The sequence below is a fragment of the Hahella ganghwensis DSM 17046 genome (assembly GCF_000376785.1).
Lineage (GTDB): Bacteria > Pseudomonadota > Gammaproteobacteria > Pseudomonadales > Oleiphilaceae > Hahella > Hahella ganghwensis.
Map to the genome: position 1 here is coordinate 1 of NZ_AQXX01000115.1, position 14276 is coordinate 14276.

Annotated in this window: 12 protein-coding genes, 1 tRNA gene and 1 pseudogene; 10 read left to right on the plus strand and 4 right to left on the minus strand. The window is 50.7% G+C overall.

Translation table 11 applies throughout. The features are described 5' to 3' along the window. Positions 1 to 36: 36 nt before the first annotated feature. Positions 37 to 1578: pseudogene (gene istA, locus F566_RS34885) on the plus strand (IS21 family transposase). 12 nt (positions 1579 to 1590) lie between these two features. Next, positions 1591 to 2346, plus strand: coding sequence for an IS21-like element helper ATPase IstB (gene istB, locus F566_RS0113870; RefSeq protein WP_020405046.1), 756 nt, complete (start codon positions 1591 to 1593; stop codon positions 2344 to 2346). Between the two features lie 395 nt (positions 2347 to 2741). On the opposite strand, the gene F566_RS0113875 is transcribed toward istB, so the two are convergent. After that, positions 2742 to 2828 (minus strand) — tRNA-Leu (locus F566_RS0113875). Positions 2829 to 3095: 267 nt separating this feature from the next. Here F566_RS0113875 and rnr point away from each other — a divergent pair. From rnr to F566_RS0113910, 7 genes are all read left to right on the plus strand, one after another. Further along, positions 3096 to 5606, plus strand: a complete 2511-nt coding sequence (rnr, locus tag F566_RS0113880) for a ribonuclease R (RefSeq protein WP_020407600.1) — start codon at positions 3096 to 3098, stop codon at positions 5604 to 5606. Positions 5607 to 5643: 37 nt separating this feature from the next. Next, positions 5644 to 6408 carry a 23S rRNA (guanosine(2251)-2'-O)-methyltransferase RlmB gene (gene rlmB, locus F566_RS0113885; RefSeq protein ID WP_020407601.1) on the plus strand — a complete coding sequence of 255 codons (765 nt, stop codon included), beginning with the start codon at positions 5644 to 5646 and terminating at the stop codon, positions 6406 to 6408. A 136-nt stretch (positions 6409 to 6544) separates the two neighbouring features. Then, on the plus strand, positions 6545 to 6982 hold the full coding sequence (gene rpsF / locus F566_RS0113890) for a 30S ribosomal protein S6 (protein WP_020407602.1): 438 nt from the start codon (positions 6545 to 6547) through the stop codon (positions 6980 to 6982). Positions 6983 to 6999: 17 nt separating this feature from the next. Then, a complete protein-coding gene (gene rpsR, locus F566_RS0113895; protein WP_020407603.1) occupies positions 7000 to 7230 on the plus strand; it encodes a 30S ribosomal protein S18 in 231 nt (76 codons plus the stop codon). A gap of 53 nt (positions 7231 to 7283) precedes the next feature. Next, complete coding sequence (gene rplI, locus F566_RS0113900; RefSeq protein WP_020407604.1) at positions 7284 to 7730, plus strand: 50S ribosomal protein L9; 447 nt, start codon at positions 7284 to 7286, stop codon at positions 7728 to 7730. Between the two features lie 197 nt (positions 7731 to 7927). After that, positions 7928 to 9370 carry a replicative DNA helicase gene (dnaB, locus tag F566_RS0113905; protein WP_020407605.1) on the plus strand — a complete coding sequence of 481 codons (1443 nt, stop codon included), beginning with the start codon at positions 7928 to 7930 and terminating at the stop codon, positions 9368 to 9370. 64 nt (positions 9371 to 9434) lie between these two features. Further along, entirely contained in the window at positions 9435 to 10385 is a 951-nt protein-coding gene (locus tag F566_RS0113910; RefSeq protein ID WP_020407606.1) for an SDR family oxidoreductase, read from the plus strand. A gap of 85 nt (positions 10386 to 10470) precedes the next feature. Here the strand turns inward: F566_RS0113910 and fnr are convergent, their stop codons facing one another. Both fnr and F566_RS0113920 read right to left on the minus strand, forming a co-directional pair. Further along, positions 10471 to 11241 (minus strand): fumarate/nitrate reduction transcriptional regulator Fnr, encoded by a 771-nt coding sequence (fnr, locus tag F566_RS0113915; protein WP_020407607.1) that lies wholly within the window; start codon positions 11239 to 11241, stop codon positions 10471 to 10473. 69 nt (positions 11242 to 11310) lie between these two features. Beyond that, positions 11311 to 12402 carry a hypothetical protein gene (locus F566_RS0113920; protein ID WP_020407608.1) on the minus strand — a complete coding sequence of 364 codons (1092 nt, stop codon included), beginning with the start codon at positions 12400 to 12402 and terminating at the stop codon, positions 11311 to 11313. Positions 12403 to 12729: 327 nt separating this feature from the next. Here F566_RS0113920 and F566_RS0113925 point away from each other — a divergent pair, with 327 nt between their 5' ends. Beyond that, positions 12730 to 13476, plus strand: a complete 747-nt coding sequence (locus F566_RS0113925; protein ID WP_020407609.1) for a lysophospholipid acyltransferase family protein — start codon at positions 12730 to 12732, stop codon at positions 13474 to 13476. A 5-nt stretch (positions 13477 to 13481) separates the two neighbouring features. On the opposite strand, the gene F566_RS0113930 is transcribed toward F566_RS0113925, so the two are convergent. After that, entirely contained in the window at positions 13482 to 14228 is a 747-nt protein-coding gene (locus F566_RS0113930; RefSeq protein ID WP_020407610.1) for a substrate-binding periplasmic protein, read from the minus strand. Positions 14229 to 14276 lie beyond the last annotated feature (48 nt).

Genomic DNA, 14276 nt, shown 5'->3' on the forward strand with positions numbered 1-14276 from the left:
CTGCTAACCTGCTGCCTTTTGCACTGGGGAGTGGGGATGCCAACCAAGAGACTATCAATGCGACAACTAAGAGAAATATTACGCCTGCGGTTGCAGGCAAACCTCAGCGTTCGGCAAATCCACCGTAGTTTACGCGTCAGTGTCGGCGCCGTTTCCAAGGTGCTGACCCAAGCGCAGGCGCTGTCTTTACATTGGCCAGCCATTGAGCAGATGGATGATGTTCAATTGGCTTGTCAGTTCTATCCCAATGCGGATACACGCCAGTCTACCCAGTTTGAAATGCCTGATTGGCGAGAGGTCCACCAGGAACTTGCCCGCAAAGGCATGACCAAGCACCTGCTATGGGAGGAATACACCCAGCAATATCCCAATCGGAGCTACATCTACCCGCAGTATTGCCATCACTATCAACGCTGGCAGCAAACGCAGCGCCGCTCCATGCGGCAGAGGCACAAGGCGGGCGAGAAGCTGTTCGTGGACTATGCCGGACAAACCGTCCCGATCGTCTGAGCCAGCACCGGGGAGGTCCGCGACGCCGAGGTGTTTGTGGCGGTGATGGGCGCCTCCAGTTACACCTTTGCCGAAGCCACCTGGAGTCAGGCGCTACCCGACTGGTTGAACAGCCACGCCCATGCGTTCAGCTTCTTCGGTGGTGTGCCGCAGATGGTGGTCCCGGATAATCTCAAGAGTGGCGTCAGCAAAGCCTGTCGTTACGATCCGGAAGTGAATCCTGCTTACCAGCAACTGGCGGCTCACTATGGCACCACCATTGTCCCGGCCAGGCCTTATAAGCCCAAAGATAAAGCCAAAGCGGAAGTTGGCGTACAGGTGATTGAGCGTTGGATATTGGCCCGCCTGCGCCATCAGACCTTCTTCTAGCTGGCGGAGCTGAACACCTGTATCCGTGTTTTGCTCAACGACGTGAATGCCCGACCGTTCAAGCAGCTCAGCGGGTCTCGGCAGTCCTGGTTCGAATCCATCGACAGGCCGGCACTCTCACCGTTACCCCTACAGGTTTATGAATACACCGACATCAAAACCGCGAAGGTCAACATCGATTACCACATTCAATACGACCACCTGTACTCTGTCCCGCATCATCTGGTGGGGGAGCGTGTAGAGGTGCATGCCAGCCGCACATTAATCACCGTGTTCTTCCACAATAAGACGATTGCCAGTCATCCCAGGCAGCACCGTCCAGGCATGAGCACGACCCCTGCCCATATGCCGACCCAACACCAAAAGCACCATGCCTGGAGTCCGGGGCGATTGATGAACTGGGCTCAGGACATTGGTGATGAGGTGCTTGGTTGGGTGAAGTATCAGCTCAACAGCAAGCCACATGAGCAACAAGCCTATCGAGTGTGTCTGGGGCTGCTCAATCTCTCCCGCCAGTACCCCCGGGAGCGTCTCAACAGCGCCTGCGCCATTGCCAATCATCGGCACCTGTATCGGCTCAAGCACATCAAGTCCATCCTTCAGTCCAATCAGGACAGGCTTTACCAGGGGGCCGACGAGACGGCTCCTCAATTACCACAAGCTCACGAGAATATCCGTGGGCCTCATAGCTTTCACTAGCAGGACAACCTTATGATCCAGCATACCTTAACCCAACTGCGCCAGATGAAACTGACCGGCATGGCCGACGCGCTGACCATGCAAACTGAGCAACCAGGCAACTACGACGCCTTAAGCTTCCAGGAGCGTATTCAATTGCTGGCAGATAGCGAGCAGCATGAGCGGGAGCAGCGCAAGCAGCAGCGCCTGCTCAAAGCGGCCAAACTGAAACTGCATGCCACCGCCAAAGGCATCGACTACAGCCACCCTAGAGGACTTAGGCAATCGCAAGTGGCCTCTCTGTTGCCATGTGACTGGGTGAGCAAACATCAGAACCTGCTGCTCACAGGTCCCTGCGGCTGCGGGAAAACCTATCTGGCTTGCGCCTTGGCCCATACCGCCTGCTTGAAAGGCTATAGTGCGAAATACTACCGCCTCTCCAGATTGATGCTGGAACTCTCGCAAGCCAAAGCCGATGGGACCTACAGCAAAGCCCTCCAGCACCTGGCCAAGCTGGATCTGCTGATCCTGGATGACTGGGGGTTAGAGCCGTTGAAAGCAGCGCAACGGAATGACTTGATGGAGATTATGGATGACCGCAATGGAAGCTCATCCACGGTGATCATCAGTCAACTCCCCACGGATCAATGGTATCAATCCATCGGCGACAACACGTTGGCGGATGCCATCCTGGATCGTCTTATGCACAACGCACACAGAATCAACCTGAAAGGGGAATCGATGCGAAAAACCCGGTCTGAGTTGACCGATGGTGAACACTTGGCGTAAAAAAGGGCTTCGCCCAATGCGGGAGATCTCAGGTGTTCACGATGCGCCAGAATGCCTGTTCACGTTCGGCAGAATACGCAAATCAAACGTTTTCGACAATGGACACACTTTTTACTGGCAATTACCGGAATGAGAAGTAATTCTGCAAGAGCTAGTAGAAATATCAGAAAGAAGCCTTGGTCGAGGGAACTCATTAGGATTTGGTCTGCTATAAAGGATTATCTTTTAATAATTGGCTAGATATTGGGATCTAGGCGTGTCAAAAGAAACCAAGGATGCAGGTTGAAGATAGTCAGTATGGGGGAGTAGGAACCCAGAACGGCCGAATTAGTTCTCTGAGGAGTGTATCCTCGGAACTAATCAGCGTATATATGGGAAAATCCTGGAAAAGAAAATGGTGCCGAGGAGAGGACTTGAACCTCCACGGGGTTGCCCCCACTAGCACCTGAAGCTAGCGTGTCTACCAATTTCACCACCTCGGCACTTCAGGATGGCGCGCACTTTACTGGTCTGGTTTTCCTTTGTCAACGGTTTTGTTTGGAATTTTTTTGGTTCTAGTGTTAATGTGCGTTTTATCAACACTTTATTAGTCCCGGTCAAAGTGTTGTGTGCCTTGGAAAGGCTGAGAATTGTCGTCTGTAGAATGCTGTCTTTAACAAAAGTGAAACAGTGGCAGGACAATATGCCGGGCTAAAGCCTCGGGTGTGCACCTGAGGCTGAATGATATATAAAAATTATAGAGAGGATTAATGGCGAAAAAGAGCCAATCAATAAAAGACCCCCATGCCCAGCGCGAAGCTGAGCGTTATGACAATCCCACCGCCAGTCGCGAAGCGATCCTTGCAGCATTAGTAGAGCGCGGGACCCCGGCGACAATCGAAGAACTAGCCCACCATTTCGACATTGAGCAAGCTGAAGTTTATGAAGGTTTGCGGCGACGGTTGATCGCCATGTGCCGTGATGGGCAGTTGGTGTGCAACAGGAAGGGGGCGTATGGCATTGCCAAGAAGATGAACCTGATCCGTGGCCGGGTGCAGGGGCACCGTGATGGCTATGGGTTCCTGATCCCTGAAGAAGGTGGGGAAGATCTGTATTTATCCAGCCGCCAGATGCGGCGGGTGTTTGATGGCGATATTGTCCTGGTGAGGGAAGACAATCGTTCCTTCAAGGGCAAGAAAGAGGCTGTCATTGTTGAGATTGTTGAGCGCAAAACAGAAGAAATCGTCGGTCGTTTCTATCAGGAAGGTGGTGTGGCATTTGTCGTGCCGGATAACCCCAAACTGATTATGGATGTGATGGTGCCTGAGCATGCGATCAATGGTGCGCAAAACGGCCAGTATGTCACTGTCAAAGTGGTGCGGCAGCCGGAAGCCCGTTCCGGGCCCATGGGGCATGTTACTGAAGTATTGGGTGAGCACATGGCACCCGGAATGGAAATTGACGTGGCGCTCAGAACCCATGGCATACCTTTCCGTTGGCCGGAGGAAGTGGATCGGGAAGCCGAAAAGTTCACCACTGATATACCGGAGAATGACAAAGCGCATCGGGTGGATCTGCGTGATCTTCCTTTAGTGACCATTGATGGTGAGGATGCTCGGGACTTTGACGATGCGGTCTTCTGCGAACGCAAGCGCGGTGGCGGATGGCGACTGTATGTGGCTATTGCGGATGTCTCCAACTATGTGATTCCCGGAACGGCCCTGGATAAGGAAGCTTTTGAGCGCGGTAACTCGGTCTATTTCCCCAACCGTGTCGTGCCCATGTTGCCGGAAGTGCTCTCGAATGGACTTTGTTCGCTGAATCCCCAGGTAGAACGGCTGTGTATGGTGTGTGAAATGACCATCAGCGCGTCCGGTCGATTGAGCGGATACAAGTTCTATGAAGCGGTAATGCTTTCTAAAGCCCGTCTGACGTACAGCAAGGTGGGAGCGTTTATTGAAGGGCCGGATACCACAGAAGGTCGTGCTTTTCAGGATCGTTACCCTGACCTGGTGCCACATATCCGTGAGCTTCACAATTTGTATCTGGCGCTGAGGGCTGCGAGAGACGAGCGTGGCGCCATTGATTTTGAAACTGTGGAAACCCGGATTCTGTTTGATGCGGAGCGGAAAATCGACAAGATTGTACCGATCAACCGGAATGACGCTCATAAGCTGATTGAAGAGTGCATGCTGTGTGCGAACGTTGCCACTGCCAGGCTGTTTGAAAAATATGAAATTCCAGCCTTGTACCGGGTTCATGAGGGGCCTTCAGCCGAGCGGCTGGAGAAACTTAGGGCATTCCTGGGTGAGTTAAGTCTGTCGCTGCAGGGAGGCATGAAGCCTAAACCCACGGACTATCAGGATTTGCTTGAGCAGATCAAAGAACGTCCAGATAGTGCTACTTTGCAGACCGTGATGCTGAGATCACTGAGTCAGGCGAAGTATCAGCCAGACAATCAGGGGCATTTTGGTCTGGGTTATCAGGCCTATACTCACTTTACCTCGCCGATTCGTCGCTATCCGGATCTTCTGGTACATCGGGCCATCCGAGACCTGATTCGTGGTGAGCGGCCTTGCAGTAATGTGTTACGGGTAGACGGGGCCAAGCCTCTGAGCAAAAAAGCCCGTCACACTTACGACATGGCTGAGCTGGTCATGTTGGGTGAGCATTGCTCCATGACTGAGCGCCGCGCAGATGACGCCACCCGTGATGTCATGAGCTGGCTCAAGTGTGAGTACCTGACTCAGCATGTGGGCGACAAGTTCGAGGGAATCATTTCGGCGGTAACGGCATTTGGTCTCTTTGTCGAGCTGAAAGAGCTCTATGTCGAGGGACTGGTGCATGTGTCCTCCTTAAAGAGTGACTACTATCACTTTGATGCCGGCAAGCATCGTCTCGTCGGAGAGCGATCCGGAACCACGTTTCGTTTAGGGGATGAGGTTCATGTGCAAGTGGTGCGCGTGGATCTGGATGACCGTAAGGTGGATCTGGAACTGATGGGGGACCCGAAACGTCGGCCTCGTCCAAATAAAGGCGGTGGGTTCAAAGGTAGTCAGCGACGGAAGCAGATACTGGCAGAATGGAACGCTGACTATGAGCGCCAGAGTAAGAAGTCTGCCGACAAGGGGGGAGTCAGTTCACCTTCTGAAGAAAGGCCTGCCAAGGGCAAGAAAGGCGGTTCTGCAGGAAAGCCTGCGAAATCTTCAAAAGCCGGAGGGAAACCTAAATCTACGGGGGCTCGTAAGAAATCCTCGGCAAAACCCCGTAAGCGTCGTTAGAATACGCTATCAAAATCATTAATCACTTGAGGCGCTTGTGTCTGAACCAACCCTAGTTTTTGGTATTCACGCAGTGAAGGGACTGCTGTTAAAACATCCCGGAAAAATCGAAGAGCTGCTGTTTCTGGACCAGCGCCAGGACGGTAGGGTGCGTGAGCTGTTGGGGTTGGCAAGAGACAAGAGCGTGCATTCTCGATCTGTCTCGAAGAATGAGTTTGAAAATCTTCTGAAAGGTCAGAGTGATGCGGCTCATCAGGGCGTGATAGTCAGGATCAAGGCTGACCGGATCAGCAATGAGTCTGATCTTGACGATATGCTGGAAGCTTTATCTCCCCAGGACTTGTTTCTGGTGCTTGATGGCGTGACCGATCCTCATAACCTGGGGGCATGCCTGAGGTCAGCCAACGCGGCGGGGGTTAAAGCGGTGATTGTGCCGAAAGACAAGTCAGCCCCCTTAAACCCTGCTGCGCGCAAGGTGGCCTGTGGGGCTGCGGACATTACCCCTCTGATCCGGGTGACCAATCTGTCCCGAACCATCAAGCATATGCAGTCCTACGGCGTCTGGTTTGTCGGGACTGCAGGTGAAACGGATCATTCGCTTCATGAAGTGAGTCTGACAGGCCCTCTGGCTATTGTGATGGGGGCTGAAGATAAAGGAATGAGGCGCCTGACCCGAGAGAACTGTGATGCCTTGGTCAAGATCCCCATGATGGGGGAAGTCAGTAGCCTGAATGTGTCGGTGGCAACGGGGGTTTGCCTGTTTGAGGCCGTCCGCCAGCGCCATTCCCTGAAACAGGCCTGACTCAGGGCCTGAGGAATATAACTATTGCTTGCAAGTTGGTCTGCATAGGCCTAAAATGCTGCGCTCTCAAAATTAACTTCAACTCCTTGCCTTACGCTGATCGCAACGTAAGGCTGCTAATCCGAAGGGAGATACAATGCGTCACTACGAAATCGTGATCATGGTTCATCCTGATCAAAGCGAGCAGGTTCCTGCAATGATCGAGCGTTACACTTCCAGTGTAAATACTGGTGGTGGTAAGGTTCACCGTCTGGAAGACTGGGGACGTCGTCACCTGGCCTATCCAATCAACAAAATTCACAAAGCCCACTATGTGCTGATGAATATCGAGTGTACTCAGGAAGTCATCGACGAGTTGTCCCACAACTTCCGTTTCAATGATGCTATCCTGCGTGATCTGGTTCTGCGTGAAAAAGCGCCGGTTACAGATGTATCACCGATTAAAGCAGCAGAGTCTCGTGAACAGCGTGCTCCTCGCTCTGAAGACCGTCCATCCCGTCAGGAAGATGTCGATACCGACAGCAATAATGATGCGGAAAATGACGATTCCGACAACGATGAAAACGAAGAGTAATTAAGAGGAGACATAGTATGGCTCGTTTCTTCCGCCGCAGAAAGTTCTGCCGTTTTACTGCAGAAGGCGTTAAGCAAATCGATTATAAAGATGTAGAGCTGTTGAAGGGCTACATCACTGAAACCGGCAAGATCGTTCCTAGCCGTATTACTGGTACCAAGGCGCGTTATCAGCGTCAGCTGGCGACTGCTATCAAGCGCGCACGCTACCTGGCCCTGTTGCCTTACACCGATCGTCACGATAACTAAGAGATTAAGCGGTGGGGTAGAGCACCCTGCTGCACCGAATTGAGGTAATCAAGATGGAAGTTATTCTTCTGGAAAAAGTGGCCAACCTCGGAAGCCTTGGTGATCAAGTAAAGGTTCGTTCCGGTTATGGCCGTAACTACCTGGTACCCTACGGTAAAGCGGTACCAGCGACTAAAGCAAACGTTGAAATGTTCGAGCAGCGTCGTGCGGAGTTGGAAAAAGCACAGGCAGAGAAACTGTCTGAAGCTCAAGCTCGCGCTGATGCTGTCAACGGTAAGGAAGTGACTATCGTTTCCAAAGCCGGTGACGAAGGTAAGCTGTTTGGTTCTGTTGGTACCCGCGATATCGCTGATGCGATCTCTACTCTGGGAACAGAAATTACCAAAGCCGAAGTCAAACTGCCCGAAGGTGCTCTGCGCACTACAGGTGAGTTCGAAATCGACTTGCAGCTGCACAGCGATGTGTTTGCAACTGTAAAAGTGATTATTGTCGCAGAATAATTTCTGGCGATAATCCCTCAAGTCTACATGTTGACTTGAGACAGTCATGGAAAAAGGCAGTCTCGCCATGCGGACTGCCTTTTTTTGTTTGTGAAATTAATTATTTCAAATCCAATTGCTGTTGACCCTTTTCATTAGTGGCTTTTCATTGATAATAGTGGTCCAGATAAATCAGTTTTCTTTGTTTACAGGTGTTCATGAAAGACGCTCAAGTCAGTCAGGAAAATAGTGCCAGCTTCGAAAAAGCGAAGAATTCATCCACGGACGGGCAGGGCAGTACAAGCTCGTTAAGGTTGCCGCCCCATTCTATTGAGGCAGAACAATCGCTTCTGGGTGGGTTGATGCTGGATGGTGATTCCTGGGACAAAGTTTCCGAAGTTGTCAGTGCAAAGGATTTCTATCGTCAGGACCATCGGTTGATTTTTGCGGCGATTGAAAATCTGGTGAAGTTCGACAAACTGCCTGATGCGGTCACTGTGTCTGAACAGTTGGAAAACCGCAAAGAGCTGGATAAGGTCGGTGGTCTGGCATACTTGGGAGAGTTGGTGAAAAACACTCCCAGCGCTGCCAATATCAGGGCTTATGGAGAAATTATCCGTGAGCGCTCTGTCCTTCGTCAGTTGATTTCGGTATCGAACGAAATCACGGAAATGTCCTATGATACGGAAGGGCGGACCAGTACTGAAATACTTGATGATGCCGAGCGCAAGGTTTTCCAGATTGCAGAGGCGCGCCCGAACCAGGGGGGGCCTGAGTCGGTAAACCCGATTATCACAAAAACCCTGAAACGTATCGATGAGTTGTTCCATTCTGATGGCGGTATTACCGGGGTGACAACAGGTTTTGCCGACCTGGATAAGAGTACCTCGGGTATGCAACCCTCGGATTTGATTATCGTGGCTGGTCGTCCTTCCATGGGAAAAACCACGTTTTCGATGAACCTGGTGGAAAATGCTCTGATGGGGACCGGGTTGCCGGTACTTGTTTTCAGTATGGAGATGCCTTCTGATTCGATTGTCATGAGGATGCTCTCGTCGCTGGGGCGTATTGACCAGACCAAGGTCCGAAGTGGTAAGCTTGAAGAAGATGACTGGCTCAGATTGACGTCTGCAGTGAATATGCTGCGCGATAAGCCGCTTTATATCGATGATACTGCTGCACTCAGTCCGACGGAAATGAGGTCACGTGCCCGGCGTGTGGCCAGGGATCATGATGGCAAGATCGGCCTGATCATGGTGGATTACCTTCAGTTGATGAGGGTGCCGGGGATGACTGAAGGGCGAACGGCTGAGATATCAGAAATCTCGCGGGGCTTGAAGGCTTTGGCGAAAGAGCTTGATTGTCCGGTGGTGGCCCTTTCTCAGCTTAACCGAAGTCTTGAGCAGCGTCCGAACAAGCGTCCGGTAAACTCGGACCTCCGGGAATCCGGAGCGATCGAGCAGGATGCGGATGTTATCATGTTCATCTACCGGGATGAGGTGTATAACGAGGATAGTCCTGATAAAGGAATTGCCGAAATTATTATCGGTAAGCAGCGGAATGGTCCTATCGGCACTGTGCGTCTAGCGTTCCTTGGTCGTTATACCAAGTTTGAGGACCTGGCGCCGGATTATGACCGCTCGCGTTTTGATGATGAGTAATCTCGTCATATAGATAGATGATTGCCCAAATCCATGTTAATAAAAGAGAAAGTTGAGTTCTGACGTGTCCAGCCAAGTCGTGATCTGCCTTACAGGAATCGATCTGCCTATCGGGCAGGCTATCAGGAAGCGCCTGGAGGCAAGCAATTGTCTGGTCCAGGGGGTGCTTTCGGAGCATTTTAATTTGGCTACTGACTCCCTTGTCAGGGAATTCAAGAAGCTGGAAAAGTCTCACTATATTATCAATGCCGCTGAGCTGGCTGATCTGGAAAAAGCTGAAAAGCACCCGGATCTGGCCTATCAATACAACGTCAAAAGCTGCGAAGCAATCGTGGAGGTAGCCAAAGAGTGGAAGGCTTCTGTGATTCACCTTTCCAGCTATCAGGTGTTTGACGGTCAGAAAAAGAACCCGTACATCTCAGCCAATAAAGGGCGACCACTGAATGCCTATGGCCGGACCAAGTTGCAGAGTGAGGAATTGCTGCAGGAGCAATTGGAGGAGCACTTGATTCTACGCTTGGGTTGGCTATTGAGCGCTGGTGACAGTGGGTGGATGGTTGACTGTATGCGTCAATGGCAAGCTGATACACCGGTTTCCTGCTTGGAGGATGTTGAGCTGTCTCCGACGGCCTCGGAGGATGTTGCCAGAGTTGTAGATGCGATCATCAAGCAACTGAACTGTGGTGTCAGTGTTTGGGGGATCTATCATTACGCCAGCGCGGAATCCGTTTCACATGAGGAATTGACCAGGGCTGTCTATTACCAGGCCTATGGCCAGGATGCGCCGCAAAATCTACTACTGTCTCGTCGTCTGGAAACGGCTGCGATGGACTATTTGTTGCCCCGTAACGGAGTGTTGGGTTGTATCAAACTGCGCAATACGTTCGGAATAAAACAACTACCTTGGCGTCGATATCTGCCGGCGATGGTGGAGGAGCTGGTAGAGAAGGGATTGGTTAAGCCAAGTGTTGCTGCGGCCATGGCGGGCGAGGCGGAAACAACAGTAAATCGATGACGTCCCCGGGCTGATGTGGCCGCAGGGACTATTTGTTCATGCTTGGCTTAGCTCTCTGTTAGGTCGGTTTCCAAACATGAGAGCGTCAGGCAATACTTCCTGAGCGCTTGTGGTCCATGCACTTCACATCCTTCAGCATGGCCTGTAACCCTTCCAAGTCATTGATTTTGACATCTCTTCCCTGTACATGGATCAGGTTCTGTTGCTGAAAACGTGTTAATACACGACTCACCGTTTCGACGGCCAGTCCCAGATAGTTGGCAATATCGCTTCTGGGCATGGGGAGTTTAAACTCCGTATCTGACAATTTGCGACGACGAAAGCGGCTGGACAAAGAGAGCAACAATGAAGCGATTCTTTCCTCTGCCGTATTCTTGCTCAAAAGCATGGTGAGTTGCCTGCTTTCCTGGATTTCCTTACTCATCAGAGAGAAGAAGTGATGTTGCAGCTTTGGAATCTGGGTGGCGAGATCTTCGAATTTGGACAATGGAATTTCACAAACGGTTGTGCGCTCCAGAGCAACGGCCGAGCAGGAATATTCTTCCATGCTGACGCTGTCCAGGCCTATCATTTCACCTGGAAGGTAGAAGCCTGTGACTTGCTCCTCTCCATCCTCAGAGACGGTGAACGTCTTGATGGCACCGCTTCTTACAGCGAAACAGGATTTGAATGCTGATTGCTGTTCAAAGATGTAGTCACCACGGGACAGAATGCGCCCCTGTTTGATGATTTCTTCCAGGCGATCAATATCATCAGCTTCAACAGCAATAGGTATGCAGAGCTTGCTCAGGCTGCACTCATGACACCCATGATTTATCGAAAAGGATGAGGATGTTCGTATCCGTTTCGTATCCATAGACCAACTCCCAACGTAGAAAGTCTAGGATAGCTGAATAGGGTGAAAAAGAGAATCCATGTTCGTGGTTTAATAGAGTTCCGTAATGAGTTTTCTTGCCCTGTTGACAGGTAGCTTTCCGGCATCGAGTAACTGGTAATATTCTGTCAGACCACAGGTGTTATAAAACTCCAGGGCTGTGGTATAGGATTTGGCTCCCAGGCCAATACCTTTCACCAAATGTGAGTTTGTGGAGTTCCATCCCTGAGCAACGTAGAAAGAATCTGTCATGGGCGTGTATCTTGCTTTCAGCAAGGCGTGCTTAACGGTGACTGGGGGAAATTCGAAACCCTCCCGCGCGCTTGGGCCTGAGCCCGTTTTGGCCATCAGAACAGCGTCAGGAGCTGCAGAGATAATATCCTCGATATAAAGTGGAAGCTCATCCGCCAGTTCGTCTGTGAGATTAAGTCTCAGCAATACTTTGTTGATACCGTAATCTCTGACGAGATTGATCCAGTCCTTCACGTCCGGGAGAGGGAAGCTGTAAATCGTCGCTCCCGGATCATTGATGCATATTGTGTTGATTCCCAGACCGACCAGTAAAGCCAGCAGGTCATTAGACTTCGGAGGTGCATCCAGTTCAGATACCAGCATGGTGGCCGGATCATTTATTCCGACAAATGATCGATTGATGAAAAACATCAACTGCGTTAGCTCGCTTTCAGAAAGGAAGTGTACGAGGTCTCCGTTCCAGTGCATGTAAGTCAGCCGTATCTGGTCCGGTAGCGTCCTGCGCAGTATCTGAATTTCCTTGACCATATAGTCGATGTAGCGTTGTAGAGCTGAAGGGCTTTGATAAACGCTTCTCAGAGCCTGAATCTGGCTTCGGCTATACTGATTTTGTGAATCAGGCTGCCAGCCAGGTAATTGAAAGCTCAGAGCCAGGTTAGAAGGCGAATCAGCTCGCTCACATTCTTTCAGCAGCCAGTGGGAATTATCCGTCCCCAACTGAGACAGCGGTACCTCTGGTCCATTAAGAAATGTTCTAGGTGGAGTGTTCAGCAGGAATGGCCATTGGGCGTGAATATCCAATCCGGCGCACGAGGAAGCCTTGATATCTCGAAAGGCTTTACGATGCACTGCTTCGTCCAGATATAATGTACGTTGATCTCCTGAATACATTGATTCCTGTCCGCCTGTTGCTTCCCAAGTTAATGGAGGAGGTTATTGGAGGATTTACTAGTTAATGGAGATAAGTTTACGCTGGCAAGGCTTTTGCCTATTGACGTCTGTCAATTTTCGAGGCAGGTGAGTACTGACTTGGATCATTTCTATTTGAAGTGTTTAACGTTTCGTTTGGCAGGGATGGTGGAGTCTCATTTATTGCTACGGTGAGCCAAGCCTTGTTATCATCCCTGATCCCCTATATCCGTCGCTGTAAGTAGCTGCAAATCCTGGCTGCACAGCAAATTTTATTGGTGATTTTTCCAAACAGGATACTTTTCCCAAGTGCAGATAATTAATGCTTTAAGATCCACCATCTTTTATATCGGCTATGCCTTTGGTGTCATACTTGTTGGCTGTATGAGTATTTGCCTGGGCGCCTTTGTTGATTTTGAGAAACGTTATTATCTGATTTCCAGGTTTAATGTCTTTGCCATCTGGTGGGCCAAAGTCATCTGTGGCTTGAAATACGAGATTGAGGGGATAGAGAATATTCCGGAACAGGCATGCGTTGTGGTGAGCAACCATCAAAGTGCCTGGGAAACCTATTTATTGGGTATCATGTTTCGCCCTCAGGCAACCGTACTGAAGCAGGAACTGATTAAAATCCCATTTTTTGGCTGGGCATTGAAAAAGGTGATGCCAATTGCGCTTGACCGCAGCAAGCCAGCGTTAGCTCTGAAACAGTTGCTTAAACAGGGGAAGGAGCGTCTGGCGGCAGGTCTTTGGGTTGTGATTTATCCGGAGGGTACCCGAATCCGTAAAGGCGGATACGGGCGCTATAACAAGGGCGCAACCTATCTGGCATGTGCCGCTGGAGTACCTCTATTGCCTATCGCTCATAATGCAGGTACCTGCTGGCCTCTCGATTCCATGCTAAAGGTACCGGGTAAGATTAAGGTGGTCATTGGAAAGCCGATTCCAACGGAAGGGCGGTCCCGGGATGAAGTGCATAGTGAAATGGAGCAATGGATCAGGACAAATGTCCGGGCAATACCGGGAGGAGAAGCCTGGCCCGAAAGCCAGACTTGAAGGAATTAACGGTACCGGTCCTCAATCGCTTTGAGCTCGCCCGAAGCACGGATTTTTTCCAGTTCCGCATTCAGTTTGTTCACCACTGCATCTGGCGTATCCTTATTTACGGCCAGATACAGCTGTGTTTCTCTAACTGTGTAAACCGGTTTCAGACCGCGGACACCGTTTTGAAGAGCGTAGTAAGGTCCTGACACAGGGCCTGATATCCAGAGATCGATTTGCCCGCTCTCAAGGCGTTTGGGGTTCAGGTTGTCTTTGTCGAGGCTGGAAGTCTTGAAGCCGTTTTCAATCAGCCATTGCTCCCGGACATCCCCTTTGTAAGCGCCGATGAGATATTTTTTAGCCTCTTCAACGTCGTTGATAACGATATCCGAGCCCGGTTTGGCATATAGTACCCAACCGTCAGATGCGATGGGCCCGACCCACTTGAAAATGGGTTTACGTTCTTCGGTAAGTGTGGTGCCAAATACACCTCTGTATTCCTTGCGTTGTACGTAGTTGTATGCGTAGTTCCATTGACGCAATTTCATGGTGTAGGGGATACCGGCATTTTTGAAGATCAGTTTAACCACCTCGGTTATCAGGCCGGTGATTTCTTCTTCTTTATGCTCGTACTCAGCGTCACTGAGGCTCATGTTGTAAGGCGGGAAGTTTTCGGTGACAAGGTTAAACGTTGTTTCAGCCTGCGTGGTCCAGGATGCCACCAATATAACCAACGCTGATAGCAATCTAATGGATCTCGACGCCATAATGTCTCCTCGGGAAAAGTGTTTTATACGTATTTTTCTGTACAACCC

Bases quoted from the DNA above. Each gene is read 5' to 3' on its own strand.
- fnr (WP_020407607.1), bottom strand. From the start codon at position 11,241: ATGGATACGAAACGGATACGAACATCCTCATCCTTTTCGATAAATCAT.
- istB (WP_020405046.1), top strand. From the start codon at position 1,591: ATGATCCAGCATACCTTAACCCAACTGCGCCAGATGAAACTGACCGGC.
- rnr (WP_020407600.1), top strand. From the start codon at position 3,096: ATGGCGAAAAAGAGCCAATCAATAAAAGACCCCCATGCCCAGCGCGAA.
- F566_RS0113920 (WP_020407608.1), bottom strand. From the start codon at position 12,402: ATGTATTCAGGAGATCAACGTACATTATATCTGGACGAAGCAGTGCAT.
- F566_RS0113930 (WP_020407610.1), bottom strand. From the start codon at position 14,228: ATGGCGTCGAGATCCATTAGATTGCTATCAGCGTTGGTTATATTGGTG.
- rplI (WP_020407604.1), top strand. From the start codon at position 7,284: ATGGAAGTTATTCTTCTGGAAAAAGTGGCCAACCTCGGAAGCCTTGGT.
- dnaB (WP_020407605.1), top strand. From the start codon at position 7,928: ATGAAAGACGCTCAAGTCAGTCAGGAAAATAGTGCCAGCTTCGAAAAA.
- rpsF (WP_020407602.1), top strand. From the start codon at position 6,545: ATGCGTCACTACGAAATCGTGATCATGGTTCATCCTGATCAAAGCGAG.
- rpsR (WP_020407603.1), top strand. From the start codon at position 7,000: ATGGCTCGTTTCTTCCGCCGCAGAAAGTTCTGCCGTTTTACTGCAGAA.